At 53.4% G+C, this 21,805-nt stretch carries 24 protein-coding genes; 16 read left to right on the plus strand and 8 right to left on the minus strand.

The features are described 5' to 3' along the window. The first annotated feature begins 52 nt into the window (after positions 1 to 52). Positions 53 to 247: a class III signal peptide-containing protein gene (locus GQS_RS02565; protein ID WP_014012108.1), complete on the plus strand. Its 195-nt coding sequence runs from the start codon at positions 53 to 55 to the stop codon at positions 245 to 247. On the opposite strand, the gene GQS_RS02570 is transcribed toward GQS_RS02565, so the two are convergent. Next, a complete protein-coding gene (locus GQS_RS02570; RefSeq protein WP_014012109.1) occupies positions 225 to 2,459 on the minus strand; it encodes a glycosyltransferase family 39 protein in 2,235 nt (744 codons plus the stop codon). The genes GQS_RS02565 and GQS_RS02570 overlap by 23 nt on opposite strands. Beyond that, entirely contained in the window at positions 2,456 to 4,036 is a 1,581-nt protein-coding gene (locus GQS_RS02575; protein WP_014012110.1) for a DUF2079 domain-containing protein, read from the minus strand. Before GQS_RS02575 ends, GQS_RS02570 begins: the two co-directional genes overlap by 4 nt. Positions 4,037 to 4,180: 144 nt before the next feature. Here GQS_RS02575 and GQS_RS02580 point away from each other — a divergent pair, with 144 nt between their 5' ends. From GQS_RS02580 to prf1, 3 genes are all read left to right on the plus strand, one after another. Then, positions 4,181 to 4,741: a HEAT repeat domain-containing protein gene (locus GQS_RS02580; RefSeq protein ID WP_014012111.1), complete on the plus strand. Its 561-nt coding sequence runs from the start codon at positions 4,181 to 4,183 to the stop codon at positions 4,739 to 4,741. A 92-nt stretch (positions 4,742 to 4,833) separates the two neighbouring features. Further along, a complete protein-coding gene (locus GQS_RS02585; protein WP_014012112.1) occupies positions 4,834 to 5,070 on the plus strand; it encodes a pro-sigmaK processing inhibitor BofA family protein in 237 nt (78 codons plus the stop codon). A gap of 101 nt (positions 5,071 to 5,171) precedes the next feature. Continuing rightward, complete coding sequence (prf1, locus tag GQS_RS02590) at positions 5,172 to 6,419, plus strand: peptide chain release factor aRF-1 (protein ID WP_014012113.1); 1,248 nt, start codon at positions 5,172 to 5,174, stop codon at positions 6,417 to 6,419. A 59-nt stretch (positions 6,420 to 6,478) separates the two neighbouring features. Here prf1 and GQS_RS02595 read toward each other — a convergent pair whose 3' ends face one another. Continuing rightward, a complete protein-coding gene (locus tag GQS_RS02595) occupies positions 6,479 to 7,360 on the minus strand; it encodes a dihydrodipicolinate synthase family protein (RefSeq protein WP_014012114.1) in 882 nt (293 codons plus the stop codon). A 94-nt stretch (positions 7,361 to 7,454) separates the two neighbouring features. On the opposite strand from GQS_RS02595, the gene GQS_RS02600 reads away from it, so the two are divergent. Continuing rightward, a complete protein-coding gene (locus GQS_RS02600) occupies positions 7,455 to 8,528 on the plus strand; it encodes an ATP-binding protein (RefSeq protein ID WP_014012115.1) in 1,074 nt (357 codons plus the stop codon). Here GQS_RS02600 and GQS_RS02605 read toward each other — a convergent pair whose 3' ends face one another. After that, positions 8,529 to 10,454: an arginine--tRNA ligase gene (locus tag GQS_RS02605; protein ID WP_014012116.1), complete on the minus strand. Its 1,926-nt coding sequence runs from the start codon at positions 10,452 to 10,454 to the stop codon at positions 8,529 to 8,531. It lies immediately after the preceding gene. Between the two features lie 59 nt (positions 10,455 to 10,513). On the opposite strand from GQS_RS02605, the gene GQS_RS02610 reads away from it, so the two are divergent. From GQS_RS02610 to GQS_RS02625, 4 genes are read left to right on the plus strand one after another with little or no spacing between them, the layout of a single operon-like run. After that, positions 10,514 to 11,326: a hypothetical protein gene (locus GQS_RS02610; protein ID WP_014012117.1), complete on the plus strand. Its 813-nt coding sequence runs from the start codon at positions 10,514 to 10,516 to the stop codon at positions 11,324 to 11,326. After that, a complete protein-coding gene (locus GQS_RS02615) occupies positions 11,323 to 12,045 on the plus strand; it encodes a hypothetical protein (protein ID WP_014012118.1) in 723 nt (240 codons plus the stop codon). Before GQS_RS02610 ends, GQS_RS02615 begins: the two co-directional genes overlap by 4 nt. Before the next feature lie 49 nt (positions 12,046 to 12,094). Further along, positions 12,095 to 12,373: a lipoate protein ligase C-terminal domain-containing protein gene (locus tag GQS_RS02620; protein WP_014012119.1), complete on the plus strand. Its 279-nt coding sequence runs from the start codon at positions 12,095 to 12,097 to the stop codon at positions 12,371 to 12,373. Continuing rightward, complete coding sequence (locus tag GQS_RS02625) at positions 12,373 to 12,942, plus strand: stage II sporulation protein M (RefSeq protein ID WP_014012120.1); 570 nt, start codon at positions 12,373 to 12,375, stop codon at positions 12,940 to 12,942. Before GQS_RS02620 ends, GQS_RS02625 begins: the two co-directional genes overlap by 1 nt. Here the strand turns inward: GQS_RS02625 and GQS_RS02630 are convergent. Further along, a complete protein-coding gene (locus tag GQS_RS02630; protein ID WP_014012121.1) occupies positions 12,874 to 14,013 on the minus strand; it encodes a DUF354 domain-containing protein in 1,140 nt (379 codons plus the stop codon). The two genes, GQS_RS02625 and GQS_RS02630, sit on opposite strands and share 69 nt — an antisense overlap. 283 nt (positions 14,014 to 14,296) lie before the next feature. Here GQS_RS02630 and GQS_RS02635 point away from each other — a divergent pair, with 283 nt between their 5' ends. Continuing rightward, a complete protein-coding gene (locus GQS_RS02635; protein ID WP_014012122.1) occupies positions 14,297 to 15,583 on the plus strand; it encodes a UDP-N-acetyl-D-mannosamine dehydrogenase in 1,287 nt (428 codons plus the stop codon). Further along, on the plus strand, positions 15,580 to 16,713 hold the full coding sequence (gene wecB, locus GQS_RS02640; protein WP_014012123.1) for a non-hydrolyzing UDP-N-acetylglucosamine 2-epimerase: 1,134 nt from the start codon (positions 15,580 to 15,582) through the stop codon (positions 16,711 to 16,713). The genes GQS_RS02635 and wecB overlap by 4 nt, the downstream gene beginning before the upstream one ends. On the opposite strand, the gene GQS_RS02645 is transcribed toward wecB, so the two are convergent. The 3 genes from GQS_RS02645 to GQS_RS02655 are packed head-to-tail and all read right to left on the minus strand — an operon-like array spanning position 16,699 to position 19,304. Beyond that, positions 16,699 to 17,304, minus strand: a complete 606-nt coding sequence (locus tag GQS_RS02645) for a hypothetical protein (protein ID WP_014012124.1) — start codon at positions 17,302 to 17,304, stop codon at positions 16,699 to 16,701. The two genes, wecB and GQS_RS02645, sit on opposite strands and share 15 nt — an antisense overlap. A gap of 9 nt (positions 17,305 to 17,313) precedes the next feature. Beyond that, complete coding sequence (locus GQS_RS02650; RefSeq protein ID WP_148236357.1) at positions 17,314 to 17,985, minus strand: hypothetical protein; 672 nt, start codon at positions 17,983 to 17,985, stop codon at positions 17,314 to 17,316. 59 nt (positions 17,986 to 18,044) lie between these two features. Next, a complete protein-coding gene (locus GQS_RS02655; protein WP_014012126.1) occupies positions 18,045 to 19,304 on the minus strand; it encodes a radical SAM protein in 1,260 nt (419 codons plus the stop codon). A 189-nt stretch (positions 19,305 to 19,493) separates the two neighbouring features. On the opposite strand from GQS_RS02655, the gene GQS_RS02660 reads away from it, so the two are divergent. The 5 genes from GQS_RS02660 (at position 19,494) to GQS_RS02680 (ending at position 21,803) form a co-directional block, all read left to right on the plus strand. Continuing rightward, complete coding sequence (locus tag GQS_RS02660; RefSeq protein WP_014012127.1) at positions 19,494 to 19,994, plus strand: hypothetical protein; 501 nt, start codon at positions 19,494 to 19,496, stop codon at positions 19,992 to 19,994. Between the two features lie 348 nt (positions 19,995 to 20,342). Then, on the plus strand, positions 20,343 to 20,873 hold the full coding sequence (locus GQS_RS02665; RefSeq protein WP_014012128.1) for a Na+/H+ antiporter subunit E: 531 nt from the start codon (positions 20,343 to 20,345) through the stop codon (positions 20,871 to 20,873). Next, positions 20,870 to 21,124 carry a monovalent cation/H+ antiporter complex subunit F gene (locus tag GQS_RS02670; protein ID WP_014012129.1) on the plus strand — a complete coding sequence of 85 codons (255 nt, stop codon included), beginning with the start codon at positions 20,870 to 20,872 and terminating at the stop codon, positions 21,122 to 21,124. Before GQS_RS02665 ends, GQS_RS02670 begins: the two co-directional genes overlap by 4 nt. Continuing rightward, complete coding sequence (gene mnhG, locus GQS_RS02675; RefSeq protein WP_014012130.1) at positions 21,121 to 21,522, plus strand: monovalent cation/H(+) antiporter subunit G; 402 nt, start codon at positions 21,121 to 21,123, stop codon at positions 21,520 to 21,522. Before GQS_RS02670 ends, mnhG begins: the two co-directional genes overlap by 4 nt. Then, complete coding sequence (locus GQS_RS02680) at positions 21,519 to 21,803, plus strand: DUF4040 domain-containing protein (RefSeq protein ID WP_014012131.1); 285 nt, start codon at positions 21,519 to 21,521, stop codon at positions 21,801 to 21,803. The genes mnhG and GQS_RS02680 overlap by 4 nt, the downstream gene beginning before the upstream one ends. The last annotated feature ends 2 nt before the right edge of the window (positions 21,804 to 21,805 follow it).

A 21,805-nucleotide genomic window follows, 5' to 3' on the forward strand; every position in this document is an offset into this window, starting at 1 on the left:
TTCTAAACTTTTTTAAACTTTTAATACTTCTTAGGGTATTGGGTGATTTGGAATGAAAAGAAAAGCTCAGGGGGCAGTGGAGTACCTTTTTATGATAGCCATAGCTATCGTCATGATATTCGTGTTCGTACGCAAGTTCTTTGACCCTCGCTTCGGCACCATTCATAAGACCGGGGAGCTTCAAAACACTATTGAAAGCGAAATATCCGAGGACATAGAGAGCGCTATGAACGGACAGAACGGGTGACCTTGGTAATCTCCAGGAGTTTGCCCCTCACAAGAACCCGACCCCTTGAGGTGTAGTGCAGTTCTTTCCCGACCATCCGGAATTTCTCGGTACCAACGTATATATTCAAGGCATCCTCACGCGTGTCGGGATTGGGGAGGTTTCCATTATCATCTATGGCAATCCCAGAAAACGTCACGACAAGCTGAGCGGTGTCATTTTTAAGAGAGATTATGAAGCCACTGGCATTCGCCACAGCGGTAGCAGCCACATAAGCACCATCTTCGTTATACCATCTAACAAGAAAACTATCCCCCTCTAGCCTTTCCAGAACCATGCTGAAATTAAAGCTCTGGTTCGAGACAATTGGATAAACCTCAAAGGCCTCGTGTATTCCATCCAGGAGCCATAATTTTCCTTCCCCCGATTCAGGGGTGAGCATCCTCGCAGGATAGTCAATCCGGGATACCAGGATTAAATCCCCATTCGAATAAGAGCCCGAAAAGATGGGGGTTCCATTTACCAATGCAAACGATTTGATCGGGGAGTAGAGCGTATTTAAGTCAGAGTTTCTATCCGAGATCTTATCCATCCAGGTACCCAGTACGATGCAATCCACGCCGATTTTTTTAAGCTCTTCCACCAGCTGGTCTGAAGGGTATTCAGCCATGTACAGCAACCCAAATGAGTCAACGAACCACGGCGGAACATTGAGATCCAGATAATAAGCGTTCATCGGGTTTATTGAATATGCCACATTGCACGGATGGGACTTAAGGTAAGCATCAGCACCGTCTCTCAGGGATTTTGAGTGAATGCTCATGGGGAGTTCCAGGTTGCCGTGGGGGGCGTTGATGAGGAGTCCATAGTCGGTCATGGACATAAGCAGGAGAAACACTGTTCCAAACACCATGAGGTTCCTAAAGTTGACCATCGAACCGGCGGACATTATCACATCAAGGGCAAACAGATAAAACACCAGGATGAGAGGGATCAAAAACCTAAGGTTGGGGATTATTGGGAACAGCAGCAGATACATCACGAAATTCAACAGAAACAGGAGTGAGACGGCACTATCCCGTTTAAGCTGATTTCTCCTGAGCAGCAGCACTAGGATGACAGCGGTTAGGAAAAACATCGGAACGAAGACCGATGCACGTTCCTGAACGCCGGAATAGAATGTATTAATAACACTGCTGGAGAGCTGGAAGAGAGCGGCGAACGAGAAGTACCTGCTGCTCTGGAGAAGGTATGTCTGGTTTAGGTAATCGGTAGACACCCCGTATCCAAGCAGGAGCTCAACCACCGCCTTGGGGATCAGGAGAGAAAGCAGCAGGTACGCCGCAGGTTTTAAGTGCCCCATCGTCTCCCGGGTTATATGCACCAACTTCCCAACATATCTACAGCTGAATACGTAAATCGTCAGGAATGCCCATGCAACGACGATGAGCCCTCCAACGTATTTATGCCCCACTAGAGAAAACGGATGTACCCCCAGGAGCACGAGGATTTTCTCGGTAAACCACGAAGGCCAGGCCATTCGGAGCGAGACGAATGCAGCGGCAAGGAGCAGGTATAGCGCCATGACAACGAGGATCTGAGAGCTGGAAAGGACCGTCCGAAGGCCGGATTCGATGTACTCCCAGGATTTTTCCCCCAGCAGCATAAGCACGAACACAATGTACAGGGCCACAATATACGGTATAATCGTGAACTTGATGGCGCTTCCAATCCCAGCCAAGGCAAGGGAGAGATAGGCGTATTTAATCAAGCGGGTCTTTTTATATCTGACAAAATAATACATTGAAGAAATCACGAAAAGTTCCACAAAGGTATCGTGCAGAACCAATCGATTGACGCGAAGTATCGTTGGGTCAAGAACCAAAGCAAGCGCGAACAGTGTTCCCAGTTTTTCGTCCCTAAGCTCGCTCCCAATTTTATACGCCAGGGCGATGGAAACTCCCCCTGCCACCACCGAAAGCATCCGTCCAACGATGTAGCTATCCCCAAAAACACGCAGCCATAAAGCCAGGATGTAGTAGTAGAGGGGAGGATGAACGGCAAAGATATCCCTGTATGGAAGGTATCCCTGGTTGATAAGTCTGGCTATTAAAAGGTAGGTGCCTTCATCGTAGTCGATGTATTCGTTCATCTGACTGATACTCATAGTCCGCAATACAATATAACCCGCCAAAATCATTAAAATTGCTGGAAGATAGTACTTCCTATTCATCGCATATCCCCTGAGCATTGATGTATGACCGTCTCCACTTTGTTGTCAATACAATTAATAAATTTCGTATAGTTGTCCCCGGTTTTGTTGTAGCAGGATAACATAATCGCATTGGCATCAAGTAGGGTGTATGAGACATTGTGAAGAGCAGTGTAATTATGAAAGTATTCCATTGTAATATTATAATCCGGGAGAGATCTAACTACCAGCACAACAGAGCCGTTGGGCACATACACAGATTCAAAAGGCGTTACAATATAATACGTATGTACCCTATTAGCAAGATGTGGAAATACCATATTCTGGGTCGTTACTATACAGTCTGTTTCAGATAACTGCATTACAATGTTATCCAATACATTAAAATATGGTCCCCACTCACGATAAAGAGCCCCCAGTTCGTAAAAAGACTTACCCCTGACATATGGAGAAACATCAACTACATGGAACATTGGCGAGAATATTAGCGTAACCACAATTGTCATTGCGACAATTTTTTTCAAGGTGATCTCAAAGTTATAACGCTTCTCTCTATTATTGGTTGAAAAACCAATATTTAATCTAAAGCTTTTGACGTCCTTTAGGTTATAAACTGAAAGTATGAAAAGCATTGGAATTAGCATGTAAGGATATTGGTATCCCAATATTAGCATTTCCGGTTTAGTAGAGGGTAGCAACTCAAACCATAATGGAAGTGAAGCCAAAAATGTATTAACATTCAATATAGACAGAAAACCTGTGCTTAAAATAGCCACAGTAAAGTAAACAATCACGTTACTAATATAAATGCGGCTTCCGTATCTTTTAAGCTTCCCATCACTAAGGTATGGATACTCACCACCATTGTAGTGTGGGATAATCACCAGCAGGCTAAAAAGTATCCAGAGGAATCCCATCAGAGCCAATAGAGCAGAATACGGATCGTTCTTTACAATGTGTTTCCAGTTCTTGATTCTAAGCAGATCTGTAAACTTGTGTCTCCTCAGTATAAACATTAACCCCAGACTTATTAGTATTAACCCAGCATCTTCTTTCACGGATAGAATTACCAACGAGACCAGAAAGAGCTTGGCATGCTCTTTTTTCTCATAATAATATGGGATCAAAAAAATAAATGGTACTGCCAGGCTAACGGGATGAAAGTCAAACCGATTAATTCCATGGATAAACGGATTAACAATGTACATAACAGCAATATAGAAAGCTTTCCTATCATCGAGAACAAACCGTGCAAATTTAAATAACATAACTGCTCCAAAACCCAACGCAATTGGCTGGATAATTAACAAGGTTTCAGCGTAAGGAAGAACCTTGTAAATTGGTACCAGGATAAGTAGCACTGGGCTATTATGAACACCAAAATGGGAATATGTCCCAATATCCTGCCATTCACCAGTGTTAAAAAGTAATCCCATTCTCTCGGCGGTTGTCCACAAAGACTGCATAAAAATACCTAAGTCGTAGCCAGAACTTAAATACATATAATGCCGAAGTACTGAATACAGTGAAGCTACTACCACATAGATCATTACGATGACGTTTAAATACGTAACGTATTTGTTATTAATATCCCTCATTTAACCACCATTCAACAGATATCAAATGACTTAAAAATCTTATCGTTATATTCCCAAGTGTAACTCAACTTCTGTTATTAGCAAAGTATTTAAGTTAAAGAATAAGAAGTATAGGGCAAGGATACACGCATTAAGGTGATCCCCATGCCGTTCCTCTCCTTCGGTTCGAAGAAGGATAAAATAAAAAAGCTCATCGAAGCGGAGCGCTTTGATGAGATAGTTTCGATGGCAGTGAAGGACAAGAAGGCACTTAACGGACTCATCGAACTTCTCGACGACACTGCGCCGGGTATCAGGGGAGATGCTCTGCTGATTCTGGGAATGGTGGTTGAGCAGAGGGCAGATGTTGTCGAACCCCATGTCGAGAAGATATTCCCCAAAGCCATTGAGCTCACCAGAAACAGAAATCCCTACGTGAAGGAAAACGCCATGATCCTCTCTTACGAGCTTGCCCACAGGTTCCCGGACAGGATTAGAGACCTGAAGGGTACCATAATCGACGATCTAATCAACGAGCTCAGTGAAGGCGACAAGAACACGAAGGGGTTCGCTTTGCTACTGATTGGCGAGCTCGGGGCCAAAGAGGCAAAGGGTCACGTTGAAGAGCTCGTCAGCGTCGAGGACAAGGTTATACTCCCGTTCGAGGGCAAGAAATGGGTTCCGCTTGGGGAGATAGCCAAAGAGGTCCTTGAAAAACTTTCATGAACTGAAATCGAATTGATGTATTTCTTCCATCATTCCATTTCTGTTGCGAAAGATTAATAAGCCCGTTCGTTTTAACTACTTAAGGTGATACCATGATAGCGGAGTTGCTGTTCCTGTTTTTCCTGCTCCTGGCCATCATGCTGGTGGTCAAGGTGGGCTTTGGCATAGTCAAGTACCTTGTGGCCAACGCCGTAATAGGCCTGATAATTCTGTGGTTCACGAACTGGATAGGAATATCGGACGTGCCGCTGACGGCGCTGAACGTTCTGGTGGTAGCCATAGGCGGAATCCTGGGCGTCATAGCCCTGATAATAGTCTACTGGTTCTAACCACATTCCCTTCCCGTTCCTAAACTTTTATAAATTCCCCGCTTTTTCATTCTCAAGTAGCGGAAACTGGCTGAAAAACGTTCTGAAGGGGAGTGATGCTCATGTCTCACAAGTCAGCCGAGATGTATGAACTCAAAAAGAAGGTCGAGGAGCTGAAGGGTTATCGAGGTCGGGCCACCGAACTGGTGAGCCTCTATGTTCCGGCCGGATACGACCTGAACAAGGTCATGCAGCAGCTGAGGGAGGAGTACGGAACGGCTCAGAACATCAAGAGCAAGTCAACCCGAAAGAACGTCCTTGGTGCCCTTGAGAGGGCAATGCAGCACCTCAAGCTCTACCGTAAGACCCCCGAGACCGGTCTGGCCCTCTTCGTCGGAAACGTCAGCGAGCAGGAGGGCGTCAGCGACATAAAGCTCTGGGCGATAATCCCGCCGGAACCGCTTAAGGTCAGGCTCTACCGATGCGACCAGACTTTCATCACCGAGCCGCTGGAGGAGATGCTCCGCGTCAAGGACGCCTACGGCCTCATAACCGTTGAGAAGAACGAGGCCACCATCGGAGTTCTCCGCGGAAAGCGCATTGACGTCATAGACGAGCTGACCTCCAACGTCCCGGGCAAGACGAGGGCAGGTGGTCAGTCGGCCAGGCGTTACGAGCGCATCCGTGAGCAGGAGACCCACGAGTTCATGAAGCGCATCGCAGAACACGCCAACAAGGCCTTCCTCCCCCTCCTCGAGAAGGGCGAGCTGAGGGGCATCATCATAGGCGGCCCCGGACCGACCAAGGAGGACTTCATAGACGGCGAGTACCTCCACCACGAGCTCAGGAAGAAGATAATCGGCGTCGTTGACATCAGCTACAGCGGAGCCTACGGCCTCAAGGAGCTCGTCGAGAAGGCCAGCGACATCCTGAAGGACCACGAGGCCATAAAGGAGCGCCACCTCATACAGAACTTCTTCAGGCACCTCGTCAAGGACACCGGAATGATAACGTACGGTGAGAACGAAGTCAGGAAGGCCCTCGAACTCGGCGCCGTCGATACGCTCCTCATCAGCGAGGGCTACGACAGGGTCAGGGTCAGGGTCAAGTGCAACAGCTGCGGCTGGGAAGAGCTCAAGACCATGAGCGAGTCCGAGTTCCACGTTTACAAGAAAAAGCTGACCCACTGCCCCAAGTGCGGCAGTCAGAACCTCAGCTTCGAGAAGTGGGACGTCGCGGAGGAGCTAATAAAAATGGCGGAGGAAGCCGGCTCCGAGGTGGAGGTCATCTCCCTCGACACCGAGGAGGGCCAGCAGTTCTACAAGGCCTTCGGCGGAATAGCGGCGTTCCTGAGGTACAAGATTCAGTGAGTTCCTGTGCGTCTTCTTTTTTCTTCAACCGCAAGGGAATTCAGGGAGGAGGCTTGAACTCAGCCCAGCACCTCGGCGAGCAGCTTTCTTATATTCTCCCTCACCTCATCCCCGTCCATCATGTACGGGGGCCTGAGGATGGGTTTTATTGAGAAGCCGCGGAGCGACATGGCGAGCTTTATTGCCGAGCCAAAGGATGAGGCAACGTCGTAGACCCTGGACAGCTTTGCCAGCCTTCTGGCGTGCTCAAAAGCATCCTCGAACCTCTTTTCCTGGAACGTCTTCCAGAGGGCCAGGTGAACCTCTGGGGCGAAGTTGGCGCAGGCCATTATTCCCCCGTCCCCACCCAGGACGAGCGTGTTCAGGAAGTGCTGGTCGAGGCCTGTGAAGACCATGAAATCCTTTCTCTCGCCCTTTACCTCGAGGATTACGTCGCGGACATGGTTGACGCTGTCAATCGTCTCCTTCACGCCGGAGATGTTCGAATACTCGAGGGCGAGGCGCTTGATGAGGGAAACGCTGAGCGGGTTGGCGCAGGAGGGGATGTTGTAGAGGATGATCGGTATGTCAGTGCTCTCGGCCACGGTCGAGTAGTGGGCGAACAGGGCGTCGTCGTTCAGGGGGCAGTAGTAGGGGGGCGCTATCACGACGTAGTCGGCCCCTATGTCCTGGGCGTGCTTCGTAAGCTCAACGACCTCGAAGGTGTTTGAGGAGGCCGTACCGACCAGGTAGAACGCCGACTTGACCAGCTCCCTGCCCCTCTCGGCGAGGAGCTTCCGCTCGTTCAGGCTCAGGCTCGTGAACTCGCCGGTCGTCGCGTTGATGAATATCCCGTGGACGCCGACCTTCTGGAGAAACTCGATGTGCTCCTCGAGGGCGGGGAAGTCAATTGAGTAGTCCTCGTTGAAGGGCGTTACAAGGGGCACCACAACACCGCGCATGGGATCACCGAAGATTTTGGGGGAAGGGGGTATTTTAGGGTTCCGGGAAGTTTTTAAGTATCGGTACCGATACCAAGTATCGGGGGCGATACCTATGCTCTTTGACCCGAGACCAAAAGAGAGGAGGGAGGAGATGTTTGACAGAGAGGCTGAGCTTGATGCCATTCTCATGGGTATGGAGGAGTATCCGATAACCCTTATCATAGGAATCCGCCGTGTGGGCAAGAGCTCCCTTCTAAAGGCGGCCCTCAACGAATATCGGGGAATCGGGCTCTACCTCGATGCCCGCAGGCTCTACGCGGCAGGGGGCGGAAACATAAGCGCCTCGGTGATGACTGACGAGCTTGGTAGAATACTCCTGGGAAGGGGTCGTTTTGGGTTCCTCAGGGGCATAAGCGTTGAGAGGGTGAATCTCGGGGGGATTCAGATCAAACCCCGTGACATGGGGTTCATGGACGTCCTTGAGATTATCAACGGAATCGGGGAAAGAACAGGCCAAAAAGTCATCCTGGCCTTTGATGAGGCCCAGTATCTAAGATTCTACGGTTCCCGGGGCGGAAAGGACCTGCTGGCCGGCATAGCCCACGCCTATGACTCAATGCCGAATCTGGGTTTCATATTCACCGGCTCGGAGGTTGGACTCCTCCACGACTTTCTGGGACTGGATGATTACTCAAGCCCCCTCTACGGAAGAATCTACGAGGAGGTTGAGGTCAGGCCGTTCCCGAGGGAGCTTTCCGAGGAGTTCCTCAGGGCGGGCTTCTCGGAGGTTGGGTTGGACGTACCGCAGGATGACATCAAAAGAGCTGTTGATGAGCTGGATGGAATCCCCGGATGGCTAGTTGAGTTTGGATTCAATTACTGGAAAAAGGGAGACCCCAAAAAGGCCCTGGAAGCCACGATAGCAAAGGCGAGGAACATGATACGGGAGGAACTGCTAGAACTTGAAAAGCGCTCCCCGAGGTACACCCTCATCCTGCGTGGGGTCTCCATCGGACTGTCAAGGTGGTCCGAGATACGGGACTATGTGGAGGCAAAGAGTGGCCCCATAACGAACGCCAGGCTGGGCAGCCTTATCAGGAACCTGGAAAAGATGGGATGGATAAAGAAGGAGAACGGGGGGTACCGGATAATAGACCCCGTGGTGGAAAAAGTGTTGAGGGAGTGATCACATCTTCTCCGGCGCCTCTATGCCGAGCAGCTCGAGCGTGTTCCTCAGCACCTGCTTCGTCGCCAGGACGAGCAGCAGGCGCTCCTCCAGTATTCCTTCCTCCGCCTTGAGCACGGGGTGGTCCATGTAGAACTTGTTGAAGAGTGAGGCGAGCTCGTTGGCGTACCACGGGATGAGGTGGGGCTTGACGTCCCTGCCCGCCTGCTCCACAATTTCCGGGAACTTGGCGAGGAGCTTCACCAGTTCCTTTTCCCTGCTGGTGAGCCTTGAGAAATCCGCCCTCTCCATGAGGGCCTCCCAGTCGGTCTCGATGCCACCGTCCGCGGCCTTTCTGAGGATGGACGCACACCTGGCGTGGGCGTACTGGACGTAGGGGGCGCTGTCTCCCTCGAAGTTGAGAACATCGTCCCAGCGGAAGGTTATCACCTTGTCCGGGCTGTACTTAACGAGGTTGTAGCGGACGGCACCGACTCCGACGGCTTCGGCTATGTGCTCCTTCTCTTCCTCGCTCAGGCCGGGGTTCTTCTCCTCCACGAGGGTCCTGGCACGCTGAACGGCCTCGTTGAGAACCTCATCGACGGTAAAGCCAACCCAGGTTCCTTTCCTGCCCGAGAACTTGCCCTCCTCGCGGACAACGTGTTCGTACGCAAGGTGGTGGAAGTTCTCGGCGGAGTCCTCAAAGCCGAGAAGCTGGAGGGCGTACTTGATGGCCATCTGGGGGTGCTTCTGCTCGGCGCCGATGACGTTGATGACCACATCGGCTTTTCCGAACTTTCCGGGCATCGCTCTCCCATCGGGGGCGGTCGTCCAGATTTCGTGTTCCTCGTTCTCCCACGGCTTGTAGAGCATGTCGGCTGTGACCTTGCCGAACTTCCAGAGGTGATAGGCTATGTCCTTGCCGGTGTAGGTCGCCGTCCCGTCGCTCCTCTTGAGGACGAGGAACGGGTTCTTCATGTCCGGGAAGAGCTTTCTAAGGTCCATCACGAACGCTCCCTTGTACTTCCCTTCCTCCGCCCAGAAGAAGTTCTCGTTGGCCTCAATGAGCTCGTAGGCCTCGCCGAAGATTCCGCTCTTCATTATGTCGCTCTCCCAGCTGAGGAGGTCGTAGTTTATCTTCATACGGCCGGTAGTGAGCATCTGCGCCCTGACAACCCTCTCCGCGAGCTTTCTGCCGATTTCCGCTATTTCGTTGTCCCCCTCCTCGAGCTTCTTCATCAGCTCACGAACTTCCCCATCAACATCGGGGTTCTCCTCTATGCGCCTGTTAACCTCGACGTAGAGGAGGCCCATGACGTGGTCAATGAAGTCCTCCTTGAGGCCCTTTTCCCTCATCTCCGCCTCAATCCTGTCGAATTCCTCTTTAAGGTTCAGGTAACCCCAGAGAACCTGGGCAAACTGGACGCCGAGGTCGTCTATGTAGTTCTGAACCTCGACGGTGTAGCCGAGCTTCCGCATTATGCGGGCCATCGTATCGCCGAGAACCGAGTTCCTGGCGTGTCCCATGTGGAGCGGCTTCGTCGGGTTCACTGAAGTGTGCTCGACGATGACCTTCTTCCCATCCCCAAGCGTGCTCTCGCCGTATGCGTTTTTCTTTTCAAGTATCTCGCGGACGAGCTCCCGTCCGAAGGTGCCATAGTCCAGGTAGAAGTTGATATAGCCGTTGACCGCCCTGACCTCTGAGATCTCCTCCGGGAGCTTCCCGCCGAGCCTCTCCGCAAGCTCCTCGGCTATGAGCTTCGGAGCCTTCCTGAAGACCCTGGCAAGCTGAAATGAAACCGCCGTTCCGAAGTCGCCGAGCTCGATGTTCGGGGTGTCATCAAACGTTACCTCCCCGCTCCATTCCTTTCCAGCCTCTTTCAGCATGTCCTCAATGGTTTCCTGAAGGATGAGCTTCATTTTCTCCTTAACTTCGCCGTATCCCATCTCACACCACCGGTCGTGATTTGGGATATGGACTATAAAGTTTTGCGTGGTGGCGGGAGATGAAAAACGATAATAACCTGAAGGATTTTCTATTTAGGGGATCTGGTATGAAGAGGGTCGCCGTCCTGCTTGTGATGATCCTTCTGGTGTCCTCGACTGGATGCATCGGGGAAAAGGAGCAGGTTGAAACCACAGGGAAGCTGGAAGCCATGATCATGGAAGCCGAAGCCCTGGGGTGGGTCAAAACAGGAGAGGGGTACTCTGAAACATACGAACTCTCGATTTATCGGTTGCCCCTTGTGAAAATTCCCTACAGAATACTGCTCTTCAGAAAGCCCGCTTATGAGAACCGGCGAATGAAAGAGCTGGAGGGGCTTTTTGAATTCCTCAACATCAGCGAATCCATGAAAACTACCGAGTTCACCACTATGGCGATTGGATGGATTGACACGTCAGATGTGCCGGCCAAGGGGGCTCTGGAGCCCGTTCTCGAGAAGGAGATAAAAGATTCCCTCGATTCAGAAGTCGCGGGGATGTTGAATAAAATGGGACTCTCGATAATCTCAGAAGGGGGATGGAAGGAAAAGGATGGATTGATGCTTAAAAAACTGTCCGCAGGGTATCCCGTAGGAACGTTCAGGACTCCATATGGCACCGTTGATATGGGGAATGTGAAAGTGGAGATACGTGAATACATCATCCAATCAACCAGCGGGTATGGTATTGTTATAGTCGCCGTTCCCGAGGACTACCACAGGAGGGTCACGCTGCGTCCCCTCGAGTTCGTTGAGGTCGAGGTCGAGATCGACTGGAACCTCCATGACGGTTCCCTGGTGTCGGACGCGGAGAGTGTGGCAGGGGTGGTTAAATGAGGGCGCTGAAAATCATCGGAATCATCCTCGCGGTGATAGCGCTGGTTTCCATCCTAACAGTGGGCACAATGGACGAACCGCGAACCCTTGTGCCATCCACTGCCCCAGACGAATGGAGCCCCAAAGGAACACAGGTGAATACCATTCCCTACGGCCCAATAGATGTTAGGTACACCATAACTGAGTACTCCTACACTGGATTCGCCCGTGACATGGAAAACCTTTCACGGCTGGCCGACGTGAGTGTGTCCCTGGAAAATGGAGTTGTGGGATACGTGGCGGTTGTCGATCTCTCCTCGGTTCCATCTACGATGCTTCCCCTGGCCCGTGGAAAGGTGGAGAAGGAGGTCATGGGGTTCATTGAGGACGAGGTTTTCTCCATGGCGGGAGAACTGGGGCTGGAATTTAGGGAAAGGTACACATCCGGGAAAGACGTTGTGTGGCGCTTCTCGTTTCCCCTGGAGCTTCCGGGAGTGTTCGGTGGGAATGCCACAGAGGAAGAGCTGCCCGTGTACGTAAGGGCACGCAAGATATGGCACGGAAAAGTCCTGGTGGTGGCCCTTGTGGCGTATCCCAACGGCACTCTGGAGGTATCAGGGGGAAAACATTCCTTCGGAAGCCTGTCGATATCGATAACCGCCAGGATACATCTGGAATATTCAGACGAGGCCAAGGACTTTCTCCTGTGGGCGGGCGATGCCGAACTCAAAGAAACATGACCCAACCTTTAAAAACTTCTCCCGCTAATTTACTCTGGAGGTGGGTAGAATGAAACACCATGTGGGCGAGCACAAGGCGAAGAAGGGACTCATCAGGATAGAGTTCGATGAGAGGGACGGCAGGGCCGAGCACGTCAGGATCACGGGAGATTTCTTCATGCATCCCGAGGAGGCGGTCCATGAGCTGGAGCAAAAGCTCGAGGGGCACGGGATCGACGAGCTGGAATCCCTGATGGACGAGTTCTTTGCGATGAGGATGGACATTGAGATGCCCTACGTAAACATCGAGGACTTCAAAATCGCACTCAAAAACGCGCTGAAGGAGTGATGGGCGTGCTCGATGTGAAGGTTCCGAGGAGAACCCTGGGGCACCTGCTGCTGGTGTTCCTGCTCTCCGCCATTGGGGGATACTGGGCCGGGGCCGCCAGCCCGGACACGGCCCTCGAGGCGGTTCGCAAGATAATCGAGCAGATCGGGCCCATCTCTGACTCCAGCTTCCACAACTTCGTCAAAATATTCACCAACAACTCTATGGTGGCACTCCTCACCTTCATATCGGGCCTTTTCTTCGGTCTCGGTCCGTGGTTTATAATGGCCTTCAACGGCTTCGTCGTTGGACTAGTTGTGCTTGCGGTTCACCGGATGGGCGGGATGCCGATGGGCCAGATAATCCTGGGCCTGATACCCCACGGCGTCGTCGAGATACCCGCGATAGCCCTCGCCGGCGTCGCCGGTATCGTCTGGTACAGGGAGATAATCTCAGGAGAAGGCGATGGGGGAGAAAGGTTCAGAAGAGGGGCAGTTAAGGGCCTGAAGCTTTTCGCCCTGTCAGTTCTGCTCCTTTTCGTCGCGGCCCTCATTGAGGCCTACGTAACCCCCAGGGTTGCGGGCCTCTGAGGTCCCCGCCTCCCCAATCTTCACCGCGCTGAACGTTCCGAACTCTTCGTACGTCTCAATCTCGTTGAGTATGACGTCCATGGGGTTCTCAAAGCCGCTCACGACGCTCCTGAGGTACGCCCGGTAGCTTCCGTTCATCTCCATCATGCGCTCTGCCATCATTGCGACCTTCACGGGGTCAGTTGAGTGGAACTTGACGCCCTTCTCGACGAGCCACCGCGTCACCGCGAGCAGTCTGCCCGGATATGTGGAGATCGTTGGAGTTCCGAGGGCTATGGCCTCGCGGTTCATCGTTCCACCGGCCCCTATCATAAGCCTGGCGTAGTAGAGCAGGCTGAGGCTGTCAACGGGCTCCTCCGGCATGATAACGTTGTCAAAGCGCTCGAAGCGCTCCCTCTGCTCCGGGGTCCTGGGGAAGAGGACTATCGGCACCTCTGGAAGGAGAGGTATAACGTCCTCAAGTATGCTCTTCCCGTTCCCGTTGAAGTAGTTGGCCTTCACGGGCTCGGTGCGCATGACGATGTACCCGTTCCTCCTAACGCCGAGCTTATTCAGGACCTTTCTGTTGGGAACGAAGCCGTAGAGGTGAGACAGCTCGGAGAAGCCGTTTATCGGCCTCATACCGTTGGGGTCGGCGCCGCACCTGATCAGTTCGTAGGCGTCTATGGCCTTGGGGAACACCAGGAGTTCGGTGTAGGGGAGTATGAGTTTGTTCTGGCCAACGGCGGTTTCGTTGTCCACGAAACCTATCGAAGGAATCTGGAGGCCAAAGGCGACGCGCGGTGCCTCAGCGGAGTGCTTATAGAGGGCCAGGTCCGGCTTCTCCTCCACAATGAGCTTGCTGAGGCGGTACATCCTCTCGGTACCGGCCACGAGCTTGCCCTCGAGGGTGGCACCCCCGTGCCTTCCGACGACGTAGTAATCAAACCCGTACATGTCGAGGATGCCGGTGAGGCCGTCGAATTCGCGCGTGGTTATTAAAACCTCATGTCCGGCCTTTTCGAGTTCCCTGATTATACCCTTGAAGAAGTGAACGTGAGGGGAGTTTGTTATGTCGATCCATACCTTCATTCTACCCACCATGTTACTGAACAGCTCTGTTCAATATAAGGCTTTCCCAAAAACGGTTGTGAAGCCTTCTTTTCAAAGCTTTAACAGTATGTTTTCAGACAAAAGAACGTTTAGAACGCTTTCTTTCCATGAAAACAGCTCTGGCCAAAGACAAAAACCCTGTAAACATGTCCTAGGCCCGTAAAATAGTCTGGAAACACCTGCATCCCAAGAAACCGGTTCGGAAACCGTTTTCTGGAAAAGGCTTTTATTCATGCGGGAAAAGCGTTGATGGGTGACACGAATGCGGGACAGGATAGAGAAGAGAACGGCAGAGATAGCTGTCATCGGCCTCGGGTACATCGGCCTCCCAACTGCGATAATGTTCGCCAACGCGGGCTTCAATGTTACCGGATATGAAATAAGGACTGACGTTGTTGAGAGAATAAACTCCGGAAAGGCCCACATAGTCGAGCCGGATATAGACGATCTCCTCAGGAAGGCCATTGAGAGCGGAAAGCTGCGGGCAACGTCGAACCCCGATGACATCAGAGAAAAAGACGTTTACATAATCTGTGTCCAAACGCCTCTGAGGGAGGACAGGACGCCCAACCTCACATACCTGGAAAGCGCCGTTGAAACCGTCGCAAAGGCAATGAAGCCGGGCGCACTTATCGTTATCGAGAGCACCATTCCCCCGCTCACGACGGTTAGAATGGCCGAGCTCATAGAGGAGCTGACCGGGTTGAAGCCTGGAAGAGATTTCCACATGGTTCACGCGCCGGAGAGGGTGATGCCGGGCAGGATATTCAAAGAGCTGGTGTACAACTCGCGCATCCTCGGTGGGATAACCCCCGAAAGCGCCGAGCTTGCCGAAAGGCTCTACCGCTCCTTCGTCAAAGGACAGATATTCAGGACGAAATCGACCGTCAGTGAGGTCGTCAAGCTCATGGAGAACACGTTCAGGGACGTCAACATAGCCCTCGCGAACGAGTTTGCCTACCTCGCCCATCAGTACGGGATAAACGTCTTCGAGGCAATAGAACTGGCCAACAGCCACCCGCGCGTTAAAATCCACGTTCCGGGAATAGGGGTTGGCGGCCACTGCCTTCCGAAGGACCCCCACCTTCTCGTCTGGCCGGCGAAGGACGACTTCGGCCTCATAAGGCTCGCGAGGGAGATAAACGACGGCATGCCCCTGCTCGTCAAGGACCTTCTTTTCGAGGCGCTGAGAACCATCAACCTCCCACCGGAAAAGGCCGTGGTCGCGGTGCTTGGGCTGGCTTACAAGGGCGACAGCGACGACACCAGGAACTCCCCCGCCTCTGCGTTCGTGGAAGCCATAGCGGATGACGTGGCGGAGGTAAGGACGTACGACCCGTTCGTGGAAGGAACCCACGGAAGCCTCGAGGAGGCCCTGAGGGGCGCCGATGCGGTGGTAATAGCGACGGACCACACGGTCTTCAAATCCCTCGACTGGGAAACCCTCGGGAAGCTCATGCGGAACCGCGTTCTCATCGATGGCCGCCGCGTGGTCGAGGTGCCGCCCGAAGGGTTCGTCTTCAAAGGCGTTGGGAGGGGTGAGTATTGAAACCCGCCTTTGTATTCGGAACCCGGCCGGAGATAATAAAGCTCGCGCCGGTAATACGGGCGTTCCTTGATATGGGCGTTAAGCCGCTCCTGATTCACACCGGACAGCACTACGACTACGAGATGAGTAGCGTCTTTCTGGAAGAGCTGGAGATGCCCCCAATAGACCACCACCTCGAGGTCGGTTCGGGAACGCAGGCCGAGCAGACGGGTCTAGCGATGATTAAGATCGAGAAGGTTCTGATGGATGAGAGGCCGGACGTCGTGCTCGTTCAGGGGGACACCAACACCGTCCTGGCCGGGGCCCTCGCCAGCGTCAAGCTCAAAATCCCAGTTGCCCACGTGGAGGCAGGCCTCAGAAGTTTTGACCGGACGATGCCGGAGGAGATAAACAGGATTCTTGCAGACCACGCGAGCGAGGTTCTCTTCCCTCCAACGGAGGAGGCCAGGAAAAACCTGGAGCGCGAGGGCATAACGGAGAACGTTTACGTCGTTGGCAACACCGTTGTGGATGCAGTTCTCCAGAACGCGGAGGTGGCGGAGAGAAAGAGCGATGTGCTCGAGAGGCTTGGGCTGAAGCCGAAGGAATACGTGCTCATAACCGCCCACCGCGCCGAGAACACCGACAGCAGGGAGAACCTCGAGAGGCTCATTGAGATTCTGGAAGGGCTTCCAATAAGGGCGGTCTACCCGATGCACCCCCGCACGAGGGGCAGGCTGGAGGAGTTCGGCCTCTGGGAGCGAGTAGCATCGATAGAAAACCTGACCGTGACGAAGCCCCTCGGCTACCTCGACTTCCTGAAGCTCGAGAGGAACGCCTTCGCGATAATGACCGACTCGGGCGGCGTCCAGGAGGAGGCGATAATCCTGAACGTGCCCTGCATAACGCTCCGCTACAACACCGAGAGGCCGGAAACCGTCGCCGCGGGCGGCAACGTTCTCGTGGGCCTGGAGAAGGAGCGCGCCCTGGGGTATCTTCAGAGACTCCTGGAGGATGAGGAGTTCTACCGGAAAATGGCAGGGGCGGCGAATCCGTTCGGCGACGGAAAGGCCGGGGAGAGGATAGCGGAAATTCTGCTGGAGCTCCATAAGAAGGGCGAGCTGATGGTTAAGGGCTCAAGGTTCATCTGAGGTGTGGAGGACAGGTTTCTTACCCTCTTCTTTTGAGAGCCCTTCGACCCTTTCCACCACGGCCCGGGCCGCTTCCTTCAGCAGGTGCTGCATGTAGCCTGAGTATCCCATCAGGCCCTTCGATTCGTCGGAGACATCAACCACGAGGTATGCCCGAACCTGGGGCTCGGAGGTTATCCCGGATGAGCCAGGGACATCTTCTCCAGTGCTGTTTCGGTAGTGGGGGTAGTCCGCGGGGTCGCCGGCACTGGAGTAAACGGCAACCACCCGGATGGAGCCTTTTGAGAGAACCGGAGAATATTCCACGTCCGTGTAGTTCACCCAGACGGCCAGAAACTGGCCGTCGCATTCCACCGGAGCAGCCAGGAGGAGAACCTTGTGTCCCCGGTTCATGAGTTCACCTGCCACGATCTTTCCGAAGGGGGAGTCGGGATAGACACAGAATCCCCGGTTAAACGTCGCGTTGGCTGATGAAGCTACCTCCGAGTGAACTTCGGAGCGGGATTCAGACCTCCCGAGGGTAAACGTGCCGAAGTAGAAAACGAGGGAGAAAACCAAGACGACCAGCAGCAGGACGGCGGCTTTTCTCATGGGGACACCTCACGAACCCCTTAGAAGGTTCTCAACTCCCATCCTGACCTTAAGCACCATCTCCCTGTATGGATCCCCCTTCGCGAGGTAGCCCTTGTGAACTTTCAGGTTCTTCCACCAGGAAATCCCGACGGTTCCCTCCAGCAGATTCTCCGTCAGATACCTGTTGGCGTTCTCCGAAAGCTTCTCGGCGAATTCCTCGGTATCCTCCGTATGGGCAGAATTGTATGTGGTGATGAAGCTCAATATATCGCCGGATGTGGAGTAATAGACCACAATGCTGGCTAGGTAGGTCTTTGACAGCAGGCCGGGCTCTTCCCCCCTGAACGGCACGTAAACCACGAGAACCCTGCCTTTGAACTGGAGCTTCATCAAATCCTCAGTCCCTGATGGTGTCGGAACAACGGTCGGGTTCAATCCATTCTCCCTGGCGACCTCCTCAAGCATCCCGGTCAGCAGGCTGTACAGAGGATCGCTTGCAATCACAACGATGTAGAGGGTATCCTCGCTGGAGGGAATTGCAGTGGCGTTTAAAGTGCCGTTGATGAGCACAGGACCGTTGGAGAACACTCGCTCCCCGGAATAATCCGCGATAACTGTGTTCTGGGACGCGATGAGCACGGCCGGAACAATGAGAAGCAGGACGATGACAACTACCACAAGTGCCCTCTTCATAACCACGCCCCAGGGTAGAATCTGAAGGAGGACCTTAAATAATTTTTGGACAGAGGGATGTAAAATCAAACGGGCGTTCCGATGTAGATTCCGTGCCTCGTCCTGACTATCCTGACCCTAATCCTGTCCCCGACTTCGGCGTCGGTGTTGATGACCTCAATGAGGCGGTTGCGGGCCTTCGCGAGCATCTCGCCCTTTATCCTTCCCGGGAGGACGACCTCCGCCTTGACGATTTCTCCAGGCCGGAAGGAAAGGGGGATGAACTCGCGCTTTTCCATACCGAAGTGCTTGGACTTCAGGACGAGCGGCTTCATGCCGGTTTTCTCCTCAAGCTTTCTGAGCCAGGCGTAGAAGTCCTTGAAGGGAACGAGCTTCGCTATTGTGGGGTTCCTGCCGAACTTGTAGGGGATGTAGTTCTGGAAGCCGAGGGCCGGCCAGCGCTTCCCGGCGCCGATTTTCCTTGCAAACTCGATGAAGGCCTCGGCCTCGTCGTCGTTTATGCCGAATATTATGACAGGGGCGATGAGGACGTCGATTCCAGCGTTCACCATGGCCTCCGCCATGTCCAGAACGTGCTGGAGGTCGTAGCTCTTCATTCCCATGAGCATCCTCGCCTTGTCCGGGTCGAGGGAGTGGATGGAGAGGTTCACCCTGTCAAGGCCGGCCTCCGCCAGCTCCTCGACGAGTTTGTCCGTGAGGAGTGTCCCGTTGCTCTGCATCGAGATTACGGACACGTTAGGGTGCTCCCTGAGCGCCTGGACGAGCTCAACGCGGAAGGGGTAGATGAGCGGCTCGCCCTGTCCGTCGAGGTGGGCCTCGAGGTTCCTCCCCTTTATTCTCGCGACCTCGTCGAACCATTTCATCAGGTAGTCAACATCAACCACATAGTCGAGCTTCCGCGTCCTCGAATACGGCCCCTCATCAACGGAGCAGAAGACGCAGCTGAGGTTGCAGCCGCTCACGCCGCGAATCTGAATCAGGTTGGTCCCCCTGTCAATCAGGCCGAAGGCGTTGTAGCCCAGGAGCGGGACGTCAAGCCCCTCGTGGATATAAAAAACCCGTCTGTTGGTGTAGCGGTTTCTCAGGAGGGCGCCGAGGTTGTTCTGGATGTATATTGAGATGTACTGCTCGATGCCGGGGTAGTCCGTGTCGATGACCATGACCCCGTTGCGCACCGTTATCTCGGGCTCAACGCGGTACTTCCGCCGTATAACCCTCGCCAGCTCGGCCTTGTCGAAGTCGGCATAGAGGGTCTCTCTCCATATCAGCCTGATGCTCTCGCCGGCATCCTCAAAGGTGACGTGGGGAAGGTGAACCTCGATCATGTTCCGGGGTTTGGGGCCCCTCTTAAAAATCCGACGATGGATAAAACATCCCCCACATGGGTGGGCCTCCAGGGGCGTCACTGCCCAAAGGTTTTTAAGGGAAGACCTGTTGGCATCATGCGGGCATGGAAACATTTTAATATTATTGAATTAAACAGTCTAACAATGGACTAGTGTGGGTGATATGGAATGTGGGGAAAGATCGAGCATTATTTTGACGAATATCCAGTCAGGAAGCAGATAGCCAAGACCCTCCTCAAGTACGGCCTCAAGGTCTCCGATGACCTCAAGATCAAGGCCGGTGACATAGAGGTTCCGTACACCAAGATCGCCAAGGCCCTCGACGTGGACAGGAGGGTCGTCAAGGAGACCGTCGGCATGATACTCAAGATACCCGAGCTGAAGGAGATATACACCAACCTCGAGCCGACGGTTCACATGAAGTACGTCGGCAGGCACGTCGGCTACGGCGTCATAGAGATAGAGCCCGAGCCGAGGGCCATTGGAATACTCGCCAAGATAGCCCTCAAGATAGCCGATCGCGACATCAACATCGTCCAGGTCGTCGCGGAGGATCCGGAGCTCTACCCAGAGGCAACCCTCACGATAATCACCGAGAAGCCCATCCCCGGAGACCTCATCAACGACCTCTCCAAGCTTGAGGGCGTCAAGAGGATTTCAATATACTGATGGTTTGTTTCTACCTTCTCCCCTTTATCATCATTTTTGAGCACCTCGATTCCTGTTCAACTTCTCAGCGGAGCACGGTCATCGGAACACACTTTTCTAAACGCAGCCCCTGGGGTTTCCCACGGCCGCATATGGGGATGAACAACTGGACATATTGGCTCCTATAAAGCGGTGCTCCATGAAGAACCCCTCTTGTCATCAAAGAACAAATCTGATGCCCCTATTTTAACCAAAAGTTTTAAACCTTTGTTATTCGCAGGTAAGGTTTATAAGCCAATGTTAAAAACCAAAGATTAGCTTCCCTTAACTCTGTTCGGACATGTCCACCAACCGCTGGAGGTTGATGATATGGGAGAAGCAAGCAAAATAAGCAGATACCTGTACACGGTGATCGTACTGTTCTTGATATGGCTGGCCATAACCGCCAGCCTGGACGTGCAGGAGCTGGGATTCGGCCTACTGCTGTCGCTCATAGTCGCGGCATTCACCTACGAGATATTCACCACCAACGGCCTGGCGAACCTCCACCCCAAGAGGATAGCCTACATGATAGCGTACATCCCCTACTTCCTGTGGGCCATGATCATGGCCAACCTCGACGTTGCCTACAGGGTCCTCCACCCCAAGAGGCCCATAAAGCCCGGAATAGTGAAGTGCAAGACCGTTCTCAGCAGCGATGTCGGAAAGCTCGCCCTTGCCAACTCGATAACACTGACCCCGGGAACAATAACCCTCGATGTGGACGAAGACGAGTACTTCATCCACTGGATATGGGTTCCGGATGAGGCCCTGACCGAGAGCGAAGAGGAGCACGTTAAGGCCTCCTCCGAGGGAATAACCGTTCCCTTCGAAAAGTTCCTGAAGGTGATCTTCGGATGATAGGGATAAACATCTACCTCGCCCTGATAGCGGTAGCAACGCTGCTCAGCATGTACAGGGTTTTCAGGGGACCGACCACCGTCGACAGGCTCGTTGCTGTTGATATCATGACCACCATCACCGCGGGACTCATGGTGCTCTTCGCACTCTACTACGAGCGCATGATATTCCTCGACGTGGCCCTGGTCTACGCGATACTCGCCTTCGGTGGAGTCATAGCATTCGCGCGCTACATGGAGGGAGGACTATGAACGCTCTGACTGCGATAGGAGAAGCCCTCGTCCTCATAGGAACGTTCTTCTACTTCCTGTCGGCCCTGGGTCTCATCAGGATGCCCGACGTGTACAACAGGATGCAGACTTCAACCAAGAGCGCGACCCTCGGAAGCCTCGGCGTCATGGTAGGTGTCGGCATCTGGGCGCTCGGCACCGACTTCGGAAGCGCGGCATGGCTCACCAAGACCGTGGTCATCGCGATCTTCCTCCTGCTCACCAACCCGATAAGCGCCCACGCCCTCATCAGGGCCGCCTACAAGAGGGGGATCCCGCTCTGGGAGGGCAGCGTTGTCGATAAGTACCGCGAGCACATTGAGGCTAAGGAGAGGGAGGAAGTTGAAGAAACACCCGCCGAGGAGGGTGGTGAGGAATGAACTGCATAACCTGCATCGAGTACATCATAGTGGGAATAATGATAATCTCCGCAATACTTGCCGTTGAGTGGCGCGACCTGCTCGCGGCGGTCGTTGGAATGGCGGCGGTGAGTCTGTTCGCGTCGCTGCTGTTCTTCATGCTGCAGGCGCCGGACGTCGCGATGACAGAGGCTGCAATAGGCGCAGCGCTCAGCGGTGCGATATTCATCTTCGCCATCAAGAGAACCCAGCGCTTTGAGACCGAGGAAGAGGAGAAGCCCGGCTGGTGGGTGAGGTGGTGAAA

The organism is Thermococcus sp. 4557 (assembly GCF_000221185.1).
GTDB lineage: Archaea > Methanobacteriota_B > Thermococci > Thermococcales > Thermococcaceae > Thermococcus.